The 18,590-nt window shown below is 52.9% G+C and carries 16 protein-coding genes; 4 read left to right on the top strand and 12 right to left on the bottom strand.

Annotated elements, in window-relative coordinates:
- Positions 1-50: 50 nt before the first annotated feature.
- From ACXI0A_RS03165 to ssb1, 3 genes are all read right to left on the bottom strand, one after another.
- Complete coding sequence (locus ACXI0A_RS03165) at positions 51-1,280, bottom strand: DNA-processing protein DprA (RefSeq protein WP_476150416.1); 1,230 nt, start codon at positions 1,278-1,280, stop codon at positions 51-53.
- Positions 1,280-3,376 carry a RecQ family ATP-dependent DNA helicase gene (locus tag ACXI0A_RS03160; protein WP_476150417.1) on the bottom strand — a complete coding sequence of 699 codons (2,097 nt, stop codon included), beginning with the start codon at positions 3,374-3,376 and terminating at the stop codon, positions 1,280-1,282. Before ACXI0A_RS03160 ends, ACXI0A_RS03165 begins: the two co-directional genes overlap by 1 nt.
- Positions 3,377-3,490: 114 nt before the next feature.
- Positions 3,491-4,045: a single-stranded DNA-binding protein SSB1 gene (ssb1, locus tag ACXI0A_RS03155; RefSeq protein ID WP_476150419.1), complete on the bottom strand. Its 555-nt coding sequence runs from the start codon at positions 4,043-4,045 to the stop codon at positions 3,491-3,493.
- 222 nt (positions 4,046-4,267) lie between these two features.
- Here ssb1 and uvrA point away from each other — a divergent pair, with 222 nt between their 5' ends.
- Positions 4,268-7,099: an excinuclease ABC subunit UvrA gene (gene uvrA / locus ACXI0A_RS03150; RefSeq protein WP_476150421.1), complete on the top strand. Its 2,832-nt coding sequence runs from the start codon at positions 4,268-4,270 to the stop codon at positions 7,097-7,099.
- 289 nt (positions 7,100-7,388) lie between these two features.
- The gene (locus tag ACXI0A_RS03145; protein WP_224932150.1) at positions 7,389-8,453 is read left to right on the top strand and encodes an NAD(P)-dependent alcohol dehydrogenase; all 1,065 of its coding nucleotides are present in this window, start codon (positions 7,389-7,391) and stop codon (positions 8,451-8,453) included.
- Here ACXI0A_RS03145 and ACXI0A_RS03140 read toward each other — a convergent pair whose 3' ends face one another.
- From ACXI0A_RS03140 to dnaB, 5 genes are all read right to left on the bottom strand, one after another.
- On the bottom strand, positions 8,454-8,810 hold the full coding sequence (locus tag ACXI0A_RS03140) for an MmcQ/YjbR family DNA-binding protein (protein ID WP_200573621.1): 357 nt from the start codon (positions 8,808-8,810) through the stop codon (positions 8,454-8,456).
- A gap of 188 nt (positions 8,811-8,998) precedes the next feature.
- On the bottom strand, positions 8,999-10,192 hold the full coding sequence (locus ACXI0A_RS03135; RefSeq protein WP_476150422.1) for an aromatic amino acid transaminase: 1,194 nt from the start codon (positions 10,190-10,192) through the stop codon (positions 8,999-9,001).
- Positions 10,193-10,240: 48 nt separating this feature from the next.
- Complete coding sequence (locus tag ACXI0A_RS03130) at positions 10,241-10,855, bottom strand: YitT family protein (RefSeq protein WP_084936102.1); 615 nt, start codon at positions 10,853-10,855, stop codon at positions 10,241-10,243.
- A gap of 230 nt (positions 10,856-11,085) precedes the next feature.
- On the bottom strand, positions 11,086-11,577 hold the full coding sequence (locus ACXI0A_RS03125; protein WP_476150424.1) for an Lrp/AsnC ligand binding domain-containing protein: 492 nt from the start codon (positions 11,575-11,577) through the stop codon (positions 11,086-11,088).
- A 128-nt stretch (positions 11,578-11,705) separates the two neighbouring features.
- The gene (gene dnaB, locus ACXI0A_RS03120) at positions 11,706-13,112 is read right to left on the bottom strand and encodes a replicative DNA helicase (RefSeq protein ID WP_034826934.1); all 1,407 of its coding nucleotides are present in this window, start codon (positions 13,110-13,112) and stop codon (positions 11,706-11,708) included.
- A 73-nt stretch (positions 13,113-13,185) separates the two neighbouring features.
- Between dnaB and ACXI0A_RS03115 the strand changes: the two genes are divergently transcribed.
- Positions 13,186-14,169, top strand: coding sequence for an NADPH:quinone reductase (locus ACXI0A_RS03115; protein ID WP_476150426.1), 984 nt, complete (start codon positions 13,186-13,188; stop codon positions 14,167-14,169).
- Positions 14,170-14,353: 184 nt separating this feature from the next.
- Here the strand turns inward: ACXI0A_RS03115 and pspG are convergent, their stop codons facing one another.
- The 3 genes from pspG to ACXI0A_RS03100 form a co-directional block, all read right to left on the bottom strand.
- On the bottom strand, positions 14,354-14,620 hold the full coding sequence (pspG, locus tag ACXI0A_RS03110; protein ID WP_224932147.1) for an envelope stress response protein PspG: 267 nt from the start codon (positions 14,618-14,620) through the stop codon (positions 14,354-14,356).
- A gap of 224 nt (positions 14,621-14,844) precedes the next feature.
- Positions 14,845-15,840: a tRNA dihydrouridine(20/20a) synthase DusA gene (gene dusA, locus ACXI0A_RS03105; RefSeq protein WP_224932146.1), complete on the bottom strand. Its 996-nt coding sequence runs from the start codon at positions 15,838-15,840 to the stop codon at positions 14,845-14,847.
- Between the two features lie 94 nt (positions 15,841-15,934).
- A complete protein-coding gene (locus ACXI0A_RS03100; protein ID WP_476150429.1) occupies positions 15,935-17,185 on the bottom strand; it encodes a conjugal transfer protein TraF in 1,251 nt (416 codons plus the stop codon).
- Between the two features lie 452 nt (positions 17,186-17,637).
- Between ACXI0A_RS03100 and zur the strand changes: the two genes are divergently transcribed.
- The gene (gene zur / locus ACXI0A_RS03095; RefSeq protein WP_476150431.1) at positions 17,638-18,159 is read left to right on the top strand and encodes a zinc uptake transcriptional repressor Zur; all 522 of its coding nucleotides are present in this window, start codon (positions 17,638-17,640) and stop codon (positions 18,157-18,159) included.
- A gap of 70 nt (positions 18,160-18,229) precedes the next feature.
- Here the strand turns inward: zur and ACXI0A_RS03090 are convergent, their stop codons facing one another.
- Positions 18,230-18,442, bottom strand: coding sequence for a CsbD family protein (locus tag ACXI0A_RS03090; RefSeq protein ID WP_034826959.1), 213 nt, complete (start codon positions 18,440-18,442; stop codon positions 18,230-18,232).
- Positions 18,443-18,590 lie beyond the last annotated feature (148 nt).

Below are 18,590 nucleotides of genomic sequence, written 5' to 3'. Positions count from 1 at the left end.
GCCCAGCCGGGCAGAATTGTCCGGCTTCCATTATGGGTGGCATTCAGCAGCTATATTTTACGCTTCCATTGATAACGGTTTGTTCCTGCCAGCTGTTCAATCAGTCCCTCATGCACCGCACGCTGCAACCATTCAGTCAGCTGAATCTGATGCAGACCAGTTCGCAAGCCCAGATCTTCAATCGTGACCGGATAGGCGGCCAGTGCAGGCAATTGCGCCTGAAAAATCTGATAAAAATCCGCAGGATGCCAGATTCCTTCCGGTTCCTGAGCCACACCAGCAACGTCGACCTTGTTGGTTGTCTTAGGCCATGCGCCGCTCAATAAATCATCCTGTTGATAGGGCTGATCATGGGGAACGGCCATCCATTGCGTAACATCAATGTCATCGGGGTGAGCCGCGCACCATTGTCCTCCCTGTGTGACCAGTTGGGCGTTGCTGGCCTGCACATCGTCGGTGGGCTTAACCCACAACGGGACCCATTGCTTGCGTAGATTCTCCTCCGCACCGGCCAGCGTCCCGCCCTTGTTACCCGCGTGCACCACCAACGCACTTCTCGCCAGGCAATAAACATATCGGTTGCGCGCCATCGCGTTACCGACAGTAAAGCCCGCTTCCGGATAGAAAGGCGAAAGCAGCAGTAAATTGCCTGCCATTAGCCCTTTGCGCCATTTAGCACTGGTCGCAGCGGTCAGCAAGCTATCACTGACCACGCCAATGGCCGCTCCGTTGTGCTGCAATGCGCCCAGCATGGCGGCTTCATCGATGCCTCTTGCCCCCCCTGAAATCAGGTTGAACCCCGCAGAGGCAACTTTTGCCGCAATCTGGCGGCTAAAGGTTAAATCCTCTTCGCTGGCATTCCGCGAACCCACTACCGCACAGCCTGGCTGATTTAGCAAAGTGATATCACCACACCCGAACAGCACCGGTGGCGCATCAGTACGCAGTTGTTGCTTGAGCCGCCTTGGGTATTCAGCTTCAGAGCGCGTCAACACCCACAACCCCGCACGCTGCCAACGCTCGACGGCTAATGCCAGGCTATGACCACGACTTAGTAGCGTTTCAATTCGCTCGCGTGTGATATGGGGATCAATCCAGGCGGCTAACATAACATCAGCACCAGAGCTGAGTAGATCGGCGGGTGTCGCGGATTGTTGTTTTAACCACAGGGCAAATCTTCCCCATTCCGCATTACTGAGCGGCTTAACCTCATCCTCGCTCTGGCGGGAGAAGTAACTGGTTAACAATAGCGTTGCTTGCGCGACGGGAGATAAATTCATCACTCTTTCACCGTTGAGGTTGCTAGCGCCAGCGGATAGACAATACCACTTCCCGCTTGTTGAAGCAGGGCTGCAGCCACTGCCATCGTCCAACCCGAATCAATAATATCGTCTACCAGTAATACCGCAGTGGCTGGCAGATTAGCGCTGGCGGAAAATGCGCCATCCAGATTACGACATTGATGGAATCGATTATTCTGCAAGCGCTGCCGAGGGTTATCTTTCACTTTTTGCAGTGCATCCACAAAGGGTAAGCCAAGTCGCAGTGCCAATCGGCGGGCAAAATCCGCCACCAGTTGAGGCTGGCGCAATGAAGGTACGCAGCAAACCCACTGGGGCGCAGGTGCTGGCTGCCAGCGCTGTTCGATCATTTCCGCTATGGCCGCCACAAGTTCATCACTGAAATGGCCTGCTGCTTTCTCGGCCACCACGCGAGATCCCCACCCGGCATCTCCCCAGCGCGAAAGCACCCGACCTTCCTGCGCGCGCAGAGTGGCAGGTAAATTGCCGCGAAATCCGTATTCTTCAAACGCCTGAGCAGCCACCTGAATTTTGGGCGAAATAACCGTTTCGGCGCGCTGTAGAAAAGTCGCCGCCTGATGAGCCAATGCTGCATCCACCCGCGGGTCAATCAATGATCGTCCGAGACAACTGGCACATTTGCCACAGGATACGGGGTCTGCATCATCCAGTGATAATCGCAGAAACGTCATCAGGCAACCGCGTTGTGCGATATAGCGCTGCACCTCCTGCCACTCTTGTTCGCGCTGTTGCGTCAAATGCACACTACGTTCTCGATCCAGCTGATAAGCGACAGGCGTTCTCCGCCATTGGCTTTTTACTTTAATTACCGGTGCAGGATTTTCAACGCTGAGCAATTTCAGCACTTTTTCAATTTGCCCCTGGCGCAGATTGGTTTGCTGTTCGATATCACGAATCGACAAACCATCGCTCTCCTCCAGCACCTGCAAAATATCATGCACCTGAGTTTCTGCCGGAAACGCAGACTGCCGGAAGAACTGGTGAATATCGCGATCTTCACCGCCTGACATCAGCACCCCAACCGCATGATCGATGCCACGTCCCGCACGCCCGACCTGTTGGTAATAAGCAACGATGGAAGCGGGCGCCTGATAGTGCAAAACGAAACTCAAATCAGGTTTGTCATATCCCATACCCAGTGCGGTTGTCGCCACTAACACTTTCAATTGGTTAGTCAGCAGCAAGGTCTCAAGGTGTTGACGATAGTCGTTGCTGCTGTCGAAACCCGCGGCCTCAACGCTGCCATGATACGCACGCGCATCAATGTGCTGCGTGCGTAACCAGGCCGCCACCTGTTCGGCATCACGAACGGTAAGCGTGTAGACGATCCCGGTCCCCTCAAGCGTCGGGATGACTTGCGCCAGCCAGGCAAGACGTGAAGCCTGATTCGGTAGAATGAGCGTTTGGAGCGCCAGACTCTTTCGGATCAGCTCACCGCGTTGAATCACGATGTCGCCCATCTGTTGCTGTATATCTGCAACAACACGATTATTAGCGGTTGCGGTGGTGCCGAGTACCGGCGTATTAGCCGGTAACCGCCGCAAAATACTGACGATACGGCGATAATCGGGACGAAAATCATGCCCCCAATCGGAGATACAGTGCGCTTCGTCAATCACCATGAGCGCGATACGGTTGGCAATCGGCTGCAGTACGGTTTCGATGAATTGATCATTGGCGAGACGTTCAGGAGAGATGAGTAAACAATCGACCTGATTATCCAACACCCGTTGTGTTACCGAGTGCCAGTCACTACTGTTCGAAGAATTGAGGGTTTCAGCAACAATACCCAGCCGTCGAGCCGACTCAATCTGGTTACGCATCAGCGCCAGTAGCGGCGATACAATGATGGTCGGGCCCATACCGCGATCGCGAAAAATCTTGGCGCTGATGAAATAGACGGAGCTTTTACCCCAGCCAGTCCGCTGTACCACCAATAATTTCTGCTGTTGATTCACCAGTGCATCTATCGCTTCCCACTGCCCACGACGAAACTGAGCATGATCATTCGCCAGTGCGACTTTTAATAACGCTTCTGCCTGTTGCTGTTTCATTATCACTCCTTGACGGGAAATGCGTCCCTTCTTTTGATTGAGAAACCTGAGAGTCAGATACAAAAAAGCCCCGTTAAACGAGGCCTTAGCGTGTAGTTGTGCGTGCGCGTCGACTTAGAACGGGATGTCGTCGTCAAAGTCCATTGGCGGTTCGTTGTTCGCCGGTGCGCTCTGCTGTTGCGGACGCTGCTGTGCGCCGCCGCTGAACTGGTTGCCGCCGCCCTGAGGCTGCTGCTGAGGTTGCTGAGGCTGGCCCCAACCATTGTTATTACCGCCGCCCTGGCCGCCCATCGGTGCGCCACCTGCGTTCGCGCCCTGCTGACGTCCACCCAGCATCTGCATGGTGCCGCCAACGTTCACAACCACTTCGGTGGTGTATTTTTCCTGGCCGCCCTGATCCTGCCATTTACGGGTACGCAGCTGGCCTTCGATGTAAACCTGAGAGCCTTTACGCAGGTATTCGCCTGCCACTTCAGCCAGTTTGCCGAACAACACAACACGGTGCCATTCAGTAATCTCTTTGTTTTCACCGGTTTGCTTGTCGCGCCAGCTTTCCGACGTGGCCAGCGTAATGTTGGCTACCGCGCCACCATTTGGCATGTAGCGCACTTCCGGATCCTGACCCAGATTCCCGACTAGAATCACTTTGTTTACGCCACGACTGGCCATGTTGCTGTCTCCCGATGAGTTGATGCTAAAAGTCTAAGCCAAAAATTGTATCACGTCACAATGACGGTTCCCACTTCAGAGCAGGCTCGCAATTTTTATTCAGCACACAGAATAGCAAAAGCACTGGATATTTATTCAGTTTATTTTTTGTGCCATACTAACGCGTTTCTGCTGGTCGTGCTGGCAAGGCATGGCGAGTGTTGTTCAATCCGGGAAAGGTGAATGGATAAGATCGAAGTCCGCGGTGCTCGCACCCATAATTTGAAGAATATCAACCTGATCATCCCTCGCGATAAGCTGATTGTGGTCACCGGTCTGTCGGGTTCCGGTAAGTCTTCGCTGGCGTTTGATACGTTGTATGCAGAAGGTCAGCGTCGTTATGTTGAATCGCTCTCGGCCTATGCGCGCCAGTTTCTTTCATTAATGGAGAAACCGGACGTCGACCATATTGAAGGTCTCTCGCCCGCTATCTCTATTGAGCAGAAATCGACTTCTCATAACCCGCGCTCCACAGTCGGGACCATTACTGAAATCCATGACTATCTGCGTCTGCTGTTTGCCCGTGTGGGCGAGCCGCGCTGCCCGGACCACGATGTTCCGCTGGCAGCACAGACCGTGAGCCAGATGGTGGATCAGGTCATGGCACAGGAAGAAGGTCGTCGTCTGATGCTGCTGGCGCCCGTGGTGAAAGATCGCAAAGGCGAACACACCAAAACGCTGGAAAACCTTGCCGCTCAAGGTTACATCCGTGCCCGTATTGATGGCGAAGTCTGTGATCTGTCCGATCCGCCCAAGCTGGAACTGCAGAAAAAGCACACCATCGAAGTCGTGGTGGACCGCTTCCGCGTGCGCGATGACCTGGCAACGCGTTTAGCAGAATCCTTTGAAACCACGCTGGCCTTGAGTGGCGGTACTGCCATCGTTGCGGATATGGATGACAGCGCTGCTGAAGAGTTGCTGTTCTCGGCTAACTTTGCCTGCCCGATTTGTGGCTATAGCATGAGTGAACTGGAACCGCGCCTGTTCTCGTTCAACAACCCGGCTGGTGCCTGCCCAACTTGTGATGGTCTGGGCGTGCAGCAGTATTTCGATCCCGATCGCGTGGTGCAAAACCCTGAGTTATCACTGGCTGGCGGTGCAATTCGTGGTTGGGATCGCCGCAACTTCTATTACTTCCAGATGCTGCGCTCGCTGGCAGAGCATCTGGAATTCGATGTCGAAGCGCCGTTTAACAGCCTGAGCGACAAAGCGCGTGAAGTGATTCTGTACGGTTCCGGCAAAGAGAATATCGAATTCAAATACATCAACGATCGTGGTGATACTTCAGTGCGTCGCCATCCGTTCGAAGGTGTGCTGCACAACATGGAACGCCGTTATAAAGAGACGGAATCCAATGCGGTGCGCGAAGAGCTGGCGAAATTTATCAGCAACCGCTCCTGCACCAGCTGTGAAGGCACTCGACTGCGCCGTGAAGCGCGCCATGTGTTTGTTGAGAACACTAACCTGCCGACCATTTCTGAGATGAGCATCGGCCATGCCACCGACTTCTTCCGCAATCTGAAACTCAGCGGACAGCGCGCACAGATCGCCGAAAAAATCCTGAAAGAGATCGGCGATCGCCTGAGCTTCCTGGTTAACGTCGGTTTGAATTATCTGTCGATGTCGCGTTCCGCGGAGACTTTATCGGGCGGCGAAGCGCAGCGTATTCGTCTGGCGAGTCAGATCGGTGCAGGTTTGGTGGGCGTAATGTATGTACTGGATGAGCCATCAATTGGTCTGCATCAGCGCGATAACGAACGCCTGCTTGGTACGCTGATTCACCTGCGCGATCTCGGCAACACCGTGATCGTGGTTGAGCACGATGAAGATGCGATTCGTGCAGCTGACCACGTGATTGATATCGGCCCTGGCGCGGGTGTGCACGGCGGCCAGGTGGTGGCCGAGGGTGATGTGCATGCCATTATGGCTAACGAAGCCTCGCTGACCGGGCAGTACCTGAGCGGCAAACGCGAAATCGCCATTCCGCAACAGCGCGTAAAAGGCGATCCGGCGAAAGTGCTGAAACTCACCGGCGCGCGCGGCAACAACCTGAAAGACGTCACGCTAACAATTCCGGTCGGTCTGTTTACCTGTATCACCGGTGTATCCGGTTCCGGTAAATCCACACTGATCAACGACACGCTGTTCCCGATTGCGCAGCGTCAGTTGAACGGCGCGACCACCACGGAAGTGGCACCGTATCGTGAAATCGCGGGTCTGGAGCATTTCGATAAAGTCATCGACATTGACCAGAGCCCTATCGGCCGTACGCCGCGCTCCAACCCGGCCACTTACACCGGTATTTTCACGCCGGTACGCGAGTTGTTCGCGGGTGTGCCAGAGTCGCGTTCCCGTGGCTACAATCCAGGTCGCTTTAGCTTTAACGTGCGTGGCGGACGCTGCGAAGCCTGTCAGGGCGATGGCGTGATCAAGGTCGAAATGCACTTCCTGCCGGATGTGTACGTGCCGTGCGATCAGTGCAAAGGCAAACGCTATAACCGTGAAACGCTGGAGATTAAATACAAAGGCAAAGGCATTCATGAAGTGCTGGATATGACCATCGAAGAAGCACGCGAGTTCTTTGATGCCGTACCTGCGCTGGCGCGTAAACTGCAAACGCTGATCGATGTTGGCCTGTCCTATATTCGCCTCGGTCAGTCTGCCACCACGCTGTCAGGCGGTGAAGCGCAGCGCGTTAAGCTGGCGCGTGAGCTGTCGAAACGCGGCACCGGGCAGACGCTTTATATCCTTGATGAGCCGACGACAGGTCTGCACTTTGCTGATATTCAGCAGTTGCTGGAAGTGCTGCATCAGTTGCGCGATCAGGGCAATACCATTGTGGTGATTGAACACAATCTTGACGTGATCAAAACCGCAGACTGGATTGTCGATCTCGGCCCAGAAGGCGGTAGCGGCGGCGGCGAAATCCTGATTTCAGGCACGCCAGAAACCGTGGCGGAGTGTGAAAAATCCCACACCGCTCGCTTCCTCAAGCCGATGCTGAAGAAGAAGTAAAATTGAAGGCCCGCAATGCGGGCCTTCTCATTTCTTCAATACACAGGCGTCACGCCCCTCAGTTTATCCGCCGAATATTGCAGTCAATCGGGCCTGATACCTCGCTGTCAGATTCCGCAGCAAAATGCAGAAACAGGCAAGAATCAGACAACTTCAGGCATATACGCATCTCATCCTGCTGACTATCCTTACACAGTTCCTTTTTGGCGTAGCTCAATACGTCTTTGTCCCTTCAGTACGCTGAGCGGGATCCCGCAAAACACTCACGACACACCCGACTGGAGACACCATGAATATTACGCATGCCTATGCCGCACAGGACGCGAAAACCAAACTCGCCCCGTTCGACTATAAGCCGCGCGAGCTGCGCGCTCATGATGTGCAGATTGAAGTGATGTACTGTGGCGTTTGCCACTCTGACCTGCATCAGGCGCGCAACGAATGGAAAAACACCATCTTCCCGGTGGTGCCAGGCCATGAAATTGTTGGACGCGTTACCGCCGTTGGCGGCCACACTCACAAGTACAAAGTGGGCGATCTGGTCGGTGTCGGCTGTATGGTTGACTCCTGCCGCAGCTGTCCAAGCTGCCAGGAAGGGCTGGAGCAGTATTGTGAAAACGGTTTTGTCGGCACCTATAACGGTGAAGATCGCGAAACCGGCGCCATCACCTACGGCGGTTACTCCACCAGCATGGTAGTTGATGAGAGCTTCGTACTGCGCGTGCCGGAGAACCTTGAGCTGGCAGGTGTTGCTCCGCTGCTGTGTGCCGGTATCACCACTTACTCACCGCTGCGTCACTGGAACGTCGGCCCAGGCAAGAAAGTGGGTATCGTCGGTTTGGGCGGCCTGGGTCACATGGGCGTGAAAATCGCTCATGCGATGGGTGCACATGTGGTGCTGTTCACCACCTCACCTTCAAAGATTGAAGACGGTAAGCGCCTGGGTGCCGATGAAGTGGTGATTTCGAAAGATGCCGATCAAATGGCGCAGCACACCAACAGCTTCGATTTCATCCTCAACACCGTGGCCGCTCAGCATGATCTCAACCCGTTTATTGCCCTGCTGAAACGCGATGGCAACATGACGCTGGTGGGTGCGCCAGAGCACGATCACCCAGCTCCACAGGTATTTAATCTGATCTTCAAACGTCGTAGCATCGCCGGTTCACTGATCGGTGGTATCGCTGAGACACAGGAGATGCTGGATTTCTGCGGCAAGCACGGCATTACTTCCGATATCGAACTGATCGCCATGAACCAGATTAACGAAGCCTACGAACGTATGCTGAAAAGCGACGTGAAATACCGCTTCGTGATTGATATCAACACCCTGCGTGAGGAGTCAGCGGCTTAATTAGCGCGCGTCTTCATCATGGCTGACGCCCGCCGCGCGCGTGGCGTCAGCCTGTTGCCAGGAAGCCTCCACCAGATAATAAATCTGCGAATCCTTTAGCGAACCATCCAGCCATAGCGTACTCCAGTGCGACTTATTCAAATGCTCGCTCGGAAATACATCACTGTGCTCTTCGCGCAATAAATCAGCCAGCGCAGGCGAGGTTTTCAACGACAGCGCCGGACGCCCTTTCATATCGTGCACCATGGCAAACAGTACGCCTTCGCTTTTAATCTGCGTTGCATCCCATTCATTTTTATAGCTTTGCTCCGCACCCGGTTTGCTCATGCAGTAGGTGAGGAGATCCGAAATGTTCATGCTGTATTCTCCTGAGTAGAGGCCGATTAGAGGCCCGATGACGCCTGCCCTCGGTTTCAGTACAGGTGTCATTACACCGTTTAAGTGTGCAGCAACTCAGCCAAAGGTAAAGGCGATGGCAGCAGATAACGCGCATAAAAAAACCGCCAGCCCGAAGGCATGGCGGTTTTCTCCTGCTGCGAAGTGCGTTACATCACGGCAGCAAAGGCTTCAGCCACCTGGTTAACGTTGCGGCTATTGAGGCCCGCCACACACATGCGGCCGCTGGCGATCAGGTACACGCCGAACTCATCACGCAGGCGATCAACCTGCTGTGCGCTTAAACCGGTGTAGCTGAACATGCCGCGCTGCTTCAGCAGGTAATCGAAATTTTTGCCCGGCAGCTTGGTGCTCAATACGTTGACCAGTGATTGACGCATTTCGATGATACGCAGACGCATCGCTTCCACTTCAGCCAGCCAGTTGTTCAACAGCGCTTCATCGTTCAGTACGCAAGAAACCACCTGCGCACCAAAGTTTGGCGGGCTGGAGTAGTTGCGACGGACGGTCGCTTTTAGCTGACCCAACACGCGTGCTGACTCTTCTGCGCTCTCACACACAATTGACAGGCCGCCAACGCGCTCGCCATACAGCGAGAAGATTTTCGAGAACGAGTTGCTGACCAGCGCCGGCAAGCCTGCAGCGGCAATGGCGCGAATCGCGTAAGCATCCTGCTCCATACCGGCACCAAAGCCCTGATACGCGATATCGAGGAACGGAATCAGCTCCTGCGCTTTCAGTACTTCGGTGGTTTCATCCCACTGTGCGTTCGTCAGATCCGCGCCAGTTGGGTTGTGGCAGCATGGATGCAGCAGCACAATAGATTGCTTCGGCAGCGTTTTCAGCTTGGCAATAAACGCATCAAACTTCACGCCGTTGGTTTCTTCGTCGTACCACGGATAAGTCTGTGCGTCGAAACCGGCACCGTTGAAAATCGCGATGTGGTTTTCCCAGGTCGGATCGCTCACCCAGACGTTAGATTGCGGGAAGTAACGCTTGAGGAAATCCGCACCCACTTTCAGCGCACCTGAGCCACCCAGCGTCTGAATGGAAGCAATACGACCGGCTTTCAGCATTGGGTGTTCTTTGCCAAACAGCAGCGGTGCAATCGCGTTACGGTATGGGCCCAGACCTTCCATCGGCAGGTAAAGCGACGCCTGATGCGGTTGCGCCTGCAGGCGTTCTTCCGCGGCAGCCACGGCTTGCAACTGAGGAATGATGCCCGCCTCGTTGTAATAGAGGCCAATGCTCAGATTCACTTTGGTGTCACGTGGGTCCTGTTTGAAGGTTTCCATCAGCGACAGAATTGGATCGCCAGCATAAGCATCAACGTTTTGAAACACGGTGCAGATCTCCATGATTGGTCATAAATAGTCGGTAAAGAGGCGTCATTAAACCATGTAGCGGCCGGGACGGTGATTCATAGCGATGATGAGATTGAGGATCACCGCGCCCGCAATTGAGGCCAAAAGTATCGGCAGCGACACCACGAACAGCGATGCGAGCACCACGCAGGTATCCACCGCCATTTGCAGTTTGCCCGCGCGCAGACCGATGCGGTCCTGCAGCCAGAGCGCCAAAATGTTGATACCGCCGAGACTGGCTTTGTGACGAAACAACACTATAAACCCAATCCCCATCACCACGTTACCGAACAATGTCGCATAAAACGGATTTAGCGCAGAAAAATGGATGAACATCGGATGTAAGTGCGTGAACAGTGAAACCAGTCCCACTGCGCAGAACGTTTTAATGGTGAATTCCCAACCCATGCGACGCACCGCCAGCCAGTAAAACGGCAGGTTGATCAGAAAGAAAGCGCTGCCAAAGGAAAGGTGCGTCAGATAGCTGATTAAGAAGGCGATACCTGCGGTGCTGCCGGTGAGCGCGCCCGCTTGCTTCAGCATCATCACGCCAAATGACACCATTAAGGTGCCGAGCACAATCGCCAGCGCGTCTTCGATAAGCGAATGAGGGACTTTGGTAGGTTGAACAACGTTATCCATGGATTAATCTCAATGCAAATGATGCGGTTCAGATGCAAAAAACGCACCACATAGATGACGTGAGGTCGCCACCTATGGGGTGCCAGCGATTATCCAATTGATATCTAAGGCGCTTTTATTGCAGGTTTTTGTGCATCAATCCAATCAGCATTCGTTGATTCATGCACAAATCTCTATTCCGGTGCGCGTTTTTTGCATTTATCGTGCGTTAATTGCACCAGATTAGCACATCATGCACTTTTTTGGCGCGTTTTGTGCTCGGGGATAATCATCACACCGTTTTCTTTTAAACGGCTCAACACCACTGAGGTTTTCACATGAGCCACACTTTGATGGCCTGCCACCAACTGACTGATCAGCGCACTCAACGAGGCTAAATCAGACACGGCCACTTTCAGCAGATAATCGGCATCACCGGTGGTTTTGAAGGCATCAACAATCGCGTCTTCCTCCGCTACCATACGATGGAAACTCTCTTCATAATCTGGCGTGTGATTCTTTAAACGCACTTCAATCAAGCCCACCATGCCGAGACCGACCGCGTCCGGCGAGAGCCGTGCGTGATAGCCGAGGATGAGGTTTGCCTGTTCAAGATTGATGCGGCGGCGTGAACATTGAGACGCCGAAAGACCGACTAAATCACTGAGTTCCTGATTGGTAAGGCGGCCGTTAGATTGTAATAGTGTCAATATCTTAAGGTCGTAATCGTCTACCTGAGTCATTCTGTTTCCACAGCGTTATAGGGTGCGCTTTGGTACAGATAACCTGATTAAAGCCAAGGTTGTCCAACACTATTTTCTGATGACGTGAAATGCATGCACAAATCGTGCATGCATCCAGCGGGAAAGGATTATTCGTCGTCGTAAGACGGGCCTGCGTAGTTATCGAAACGCGACCACTGGCCATTAAAGGTCAATCGTACTGTACCAATCGGGCCGTTACGCTGTTTACCGAGGATGATCTCGGCGATCCCTTTGAGATCGCTGTTTTCGTGATACACCTCATCGCGATAGATGAACATGATCAAGTCAGCATCCTGCTCGATCGAGCCCGATTCACGCAGATCCGAGTTCACCGGACGTTTATCGGCACGCTGCTCCAGCGAGCGGTTAAGCTGGGACAGTGCCACCACCGGCACATTGAGCTCTTTGGCCAGTGCCTTGAGCGAGCGCGAGATCTCTGCGATCTCCAGCGTACGGTTGTCCGACAGCGCCGGTACACGCATTAATTGAAGATAGTCGATCATGATCAGGCTTAAACCGCCGTTTTCACGAAAGACGCGGCGCGCGCGCGAACGCACTTCCGTTGGCGTCAGACCAGAAGAATCATCAATGAACATGTTCTTCTTCTCAAGCAAGATCCCCATGGTGGCAGAGATGCGCGCCCAATCTTCATCTTCCAGCTGGCCGGTACGAATGCGCGTTTGATCCACGCGCGACAATGACGCCAGCATACGCATCATCAGCTGTTCGCTGGGCATCTCCAGGCTGAAAATCAGCACCGGTTTGTCCTGCAGCATCGCGGCGTTTTCGCACAGGTTCATGGCGAAAGTGGTTTTACCCATCGACGGACGCGCCGCTACGATGATCAAATCTGAACCCTGCAAACCGGCGGTCTTTTTGTTCAGATCCTGATAGCCAGTATCTACACCGGTGACACCATCGTGCGGGGTCGACACCAGCGCTTCAATACGCGATACCGTGGCTTCCAGAATTTGCTCGATGTTCTGCGGGCCTTCCGCTTTATTGGCGCGCTGCTCAGCAATCTTGAAGACGTTGGATTCCGCGAAATCGAGTAAATCTTCGCTGCTTCGCCCTTGCGGATCATAGCCAGCGTCAGCGATTTGGTTCGCTACCGAGATCATTTGACGCACAACGGCACGTTCACGCACGATATCCGCATAAGCACCGATGTTCGCCGCACTTGGCGTATTTTTCGCCAGCTCGGCCAAATACGCAAAGCCACCGGCCATCTCCAGCTCGCCCAGTGTTTCGAGCGATTCAGACAGCGTGATCAGGTCAATTGGCTGGCCCATTTCCAGCAGACGCTGCATTTCTGAGAAGATCATGCGGTGCGAACGGTTGAAGAAATCATCCGCCACCACGCGCTCGGAGACGTTATCCCAGCGTTCGTTATCCAGCATCAACCCACCGAGCACCGACTGCTCCGCTTCAATAGAGTGCGGCGGCATTTTCACGCCTTCCAGCTGACGATCGCGGGGTTCGTTGGATTTGTTGGTGGGTTTATTTCCTGCCATAGTGAATGCATTACCGATCGTGAAAGGGACGCGCAAGTATACCGTCCCAGGATGAACAATCACAGGAGTCAGAATGGCAAAGCGTATTCAGTTCAACCAACACGGTGGCCCGGAGGTACTGCAATGGGTCGATTTTGAGCTGGCCGATCCCGCCGAACATGAAGTTCAGGTCGAAAACAAGGCGATTGGCATCAACTATATCGACACCTATGTGCGCAGCGGGCTCTATCCGGTGACGGCTTTCCCGTCCGGGCTGGGCACAGAGGCCGCAGGGGTGGTGAAACGTATTGGCTCAGGCGTGACACGCTTCAAGCCAGGTGACCGGGTGGTGTATTGCCAGGCTGCGCAGGGTGCCTACAGCGAAGTGCATAACGTGGCGGAAGATCGTCTGGTGATCCTGCCGGATAGCATCAGCTTTGAACAAGGCGCGGCCTCGTTTTTGAAAGGCCTGACCGTACAATATTTATTGCGCCAGACCTATAAAGTGAAAGCCGATGAGATCTTCCTGTTCCATGCCGCAGCGGGTGGCGTTGGGCTGATTGCCTGCCAATGGGCTAAAGCGCTGGGCGCACATCTGATTGGTACCGTGGGTTCCGCCGAAAAAGCGCAGATTGCAAAAAATGCCGGCGCCTGGGCAACCATTAACTATCGCGAAGAGAATATTGCACAGCGCGTCAGTGAACTGACCAACGGTGAGAAAGTCGCGGTGGTGTATGACTCGGTAGGGAAAGATACCTGGGAACCTTCTCTCGATAGCCTGCGTCGTCATGGCTTAATGGTGAGTTTTGGTAATGCCTCAGGCCCCGTTACCGGTGTTGACCTGGGTATTCTGAACAAGAAAGGATCGCTGTTTGTCACGCGCCCTTCGCTATTTGGCTACATCACCAATCGCCAGGAACTGGATAGTGCCAGCAACGAGTTGTTCTCATTGATCGCCAGCCGAGCAATTCAATTGAAAGTGCCGGAAGAACAGAAGTTTGCCTTGAGGGATGCGGTGCGCGCCCATCAGGTTCTGGAGAGCCGTGCTACGCAAGGTTCCAGCTTACTGATTCCATAAAAGTTAAGGGCTTCCCGAAGGAAGCCCTTTTTTCTTTCTTTTTATAGTTCGCGCTGGTGTAGGGTCAGCGGCGATGAATTCGTTTTGAATTACTTTACGCATCCTGACAGAAAACATAAGTAAAAAATATGTTTAATTGCAGATTCGTACTAAGCAATTATCGACTCTGTGATCGCCTCCGCAATTAGCGCCAACTCCGTCTCTCTAACTTACTGATTTTTCTTTTTAGTCTGTTCAATTTCGCTTCACCGCTCGGCGTGGTAAAAGCGCGATACAGCCAGACACCGACTACCGCCAGCACCAGCCATGGCAACAATTTGATAACAAGCGCGAACAACCCGCCGAGGAACATCACAACGGTGGCGACAACCAATGCGGCGATAACTCCCAGCAGCGAAACGCCAGTCAGCAGCAGCATCAGAAAAAAGCCGATAACAAATAAAATTTCCACGAAGGCTCTCCTGTGTAAGTAACACAGAGTGCATTACAAGATGCGTGCCAAAGTGGATTGATACTTAATCTATTGAAAATCGGGGCATTATTATTAGAGGGTGCTTTTCAACAGTGATGAAATTCACTAAACATTGGCGCGTTTTAAACCGCACTAACTACAGCCATGCCTCTTTCAATGGACGGGAAAGGCAAGCTCTCTTGCCTTCCGCGCCTCACCTAAAATCAGGCTTCCTGTGGAATCTTATCCGCTACCAATGCCAGTGCCGCTTCCAGCACGCGCACATCGGCACCCGGCTTATGAGCATTCTCACTTAAATGACGACGCCACTGGCGCGCGCCAGGGATTCCCTGGAACAGACCCAGCATATGACGTGTAACGTGGCCAAGATAAGTGCCTTTGCTCAGCTCCGCTTCGATGTAAGGGTACATCGCGCGTACCACCGCGACCGGATCGATTAGAGGCGTATCACGACCAAACAGCTCCCGGTCGACCTGCGCCAGAATGCCCGGATTTTGGTACGCTTCGCGGCCCATCATCACACCATCCATATGCTGCAAATGCAGTTTTGCTTCTTCCAGCGTCTTAATGCCGCCGTTAATCGCCATGGTCAGCGCCGGGAAATCACGCTTCAATTGGTATACACGCGGATAATCCAGCGGGGGAATCTCGCGGTTCTCTTTCGGGCTCAAACCTGAAAGCCAGGCTTTACGCGCATGGATAATAAAGGTATCGCAGTTGCCCTTATCAGCCACCGTACCAACAAAATCACACAGGAAGGCATAGCTGTCCTGCTCATCAATCCCGATACGGGTTTTCACTGTGACCGGAATGCTCACCACATCGCGCATTGCTTTAATGCAATCGGCGACCAGTGCGGCGTCAGCCATCAGACAGGCCCCGAAACGCCCATTCTGCACGCGGTCGGATGGGCATCCGACATTGAGGTTAATCTCGTCGTAGCCGCGCTCTTCCGCCAGTTTGGCACACTGCGCCAGTGCCGCAGGATCGCTGCCGCCCAACTGCAGCGCCAGCGGATGCTCCTCTTCGCTGTAAGCGAGGTAATCGCCTTTACCATGAATAATGGCGCCCGTTGTCACCATTTCGGTGTACAGCAGCGTGTCGCCGCTTAACTTGCGGTGGAAATAACGACAGTGGCGATCGGTCCAGTCCAGCATCGGGGCGATGGAAAAACGTTGCGAAGAGAAAGTATCGGTCATGAAACGCAGCAAATCCGGAGTTAGTGAGTGACGAGAATCTGCGCAATCATATCACAGCAATAACGGGCGACACAGCCGCCCGTTATTGCTGGTTTTAGAAGTTAAATCCGAGCTGCAGCATGCCGCCCACGGTATTGTCATCACCCACTGTGCCAGCAAGATCCAGATGCACGGTATTGTTAAACGGTGAAACGCCAAGACCTGCGGTGAACACATTGGTATCGTTGGATTTCATATCCGCACGATAACCTGCGCGCAGCGCTAACCAATCCAGCACACGATACTCCGCACCCACGCCTGCATACTGGCTGCTCTCTTCTGATTTGAAACGCTTGGTTTGCGTCAAATCAACATCGCCAGCCAGCGTGAACGGACCATAGTTCCAGGCCAGACCTGTCGTGACCAGCGGACGGATTTGATAGGTATCGCGGTAGCCTTCCACCGTTTTGGTGTCGATGTCGCGTGAGATCAGGTTTTGCCCCGTCACGCCCAACGTCCAATGCTCACCAAAGTCGGTCGCGATGCCTGCATCAATGTTGAAGCCGGTATCGGAACTGCGGTATTGGCTGTTGTTGATGTTGCTTTTATCGAAGTTATAAATACTTGCGGTGTAGTTATACAGCCAGGTTTTTTGCAGCTTAGGTGTTACGCCAACGGAAATCGGATGACCAGCGACATCAAACTCATGTGCCAGTGCCACACCATAGTCCGTGACTAATGCTGCCAGACCATGACCGCTCGAACTCAATTTATCCTGATCGCCCGGAACGGGGATCACCGTGCCGTTAGCCACACCGCGCAGATAGGTAATATCGCTATCCACAACGTTAGCTTGCACGCTGGCTGTTCCGTAGGCTTTAGTAATGAAGGCAAAAGGCAGCGTCTCATTCGGCACCGTAACAGCAAAAGCGACACCTGCTGTACCGTGTGCTTTATCACCCTTTAAATCATCCAGCTGATTGGCCATGTCACCCGCAGCGGCCTTTAATTCCGGATAACCTCTTAAATAGTCAGCAAACGTCAGGTTGTCGATCACCTCTTTGTAGCGATCAACACTGTCCGTGATGTCATCGACTTTGTTAATTAATTTGTCTTTATCGGTAACCTGCACACCGGCTGAAGGGAAAATGACGCTGACGCTATCTTCAGGTTTGGCTTTGGTCATCAATGCCGGGTTAGCCAGCACCGCTGAACTCCATGTTGATGAAGCGACGCCGGTGCCACCCATGGCATCGTTGCGCGCGTCATACCAGGTACCTGCTGCCAGAGCTGAAGAAGAAAGAAATACTGCATTCAAACCAACAAGATAAGCTACTTTTTTGTGCCTGAATAATGTCTTCACCATGAGCCTGCCATCACCTTTGAAATGTCGCTGAATAACTCAGAAACGAAACAGTTTAGTTAGCCGCTATTCTGAACCCTGGCTAACGCATCATTGCTGTGAATTAAAAGGAAATAGCACTGCTGTTCGCAGAATTGGATGCAACCACACCATTCTGCTGTTTAGTTATGCAGAAAAATGAACAAAGCCTAAATTGGTACCAGATATTACTTAAGACCTTTTGAACCTTAGACGCTAAGCCGGTGAGTTGCAAAGCAAAAGTAGTGTGATAATTACGCTATATCACTGATCTAATAGAGGGTCTGTAAAAAGAGATGTAACGAGCACACGAGGAAGGTTAAGTTAATTAATTGATTAGCCAAATTTTTTCTGGACACTAACCGGGTAAAAAGCAATCACAGCAGGGTAAAAATTTGTGTGATAAAATAACATCGCATGCAACCTGGAGAACACTTATGTCAAACCTCACGCCCGCACAACTGCTCACTCAGGCAGAATCCCTTTGTCTTGACCGCGGCGTGCGCCTGACCACTCAACGCGCTGAAGTGCTGCGTTTAATGGCTGAGCAGAATGGTTCGATCAGTGCTTATGATCTGCTGGATCAACTCCGCATCAGCGAGCCGCAGGCAAAACCGCCGACCATCTATCGCGCGCTGGATTTTCTGCTGGAGCAGGGCTTCATTCATCGTGTTGAATCGAATAACAGCTATGTGGTTTGCCACCATTTCGACGAGCCTGCACATACGTCAGTGATGCTGGTCTGTGATGGTTGTGCTGCGGTCAGTGAAAAGCATGCACATGGCGTGGAGAAAATCATTGCGGGATTAGCCGATCAGGCGGGGTTCTCTTTGCGTCACACGGTAATTGAAGCACATGGTTTATGCGAAAACTGCGCTGAAGTCGCTGCCTGTAAACATCATGATAGCTGCAAACATGACCATGAAACGGATATGAAGAAGAGGGTAAGAAAAGGTTGAGTGGCACTTCCCTGTGCCGTGCCGACGGGTGATCGGCGGGGTAGGAGCATCTTCCTTAATTCACTAAAAGCTACCAGCGGTAGTCTTTATTGTGACTTTCCCAGTCTTTCACTTCGCTTTCAGCCTGGTCTTTCGCATAGCCGTAGCGTTCCTGAATTTTACCAACAAGCTGATCGCGTTTACCTTCGATGACAGTCATATCATCATCCGTCAGCTTGCCCCACTTCTCTTTCATTTTCCCTTTGAACTGCTTCCAGTTACCGCTCGCTTCGTCTTTGTTCATAATAATCCTCCACATCATCCTGAGTGAGATGTGATGATCCCCTAAGAAATAGGGTAATCACCCACACAACGCGCTACTCAATTGCGCCGTTTGAGATAATTATAGTAGCCAGTTGGGATTGCGCAAAAAATACAGATTAATCTGTAGG

The sequence above is a fragment of the Pantoea sp. C1E2 genome (genome assembly GCF_056491465.1).
The sequence above is the reverse complement of the archived record's forward strand: the minus strand, read 5'-3'. Positions and strand labels throughout refer to the sequence as shown.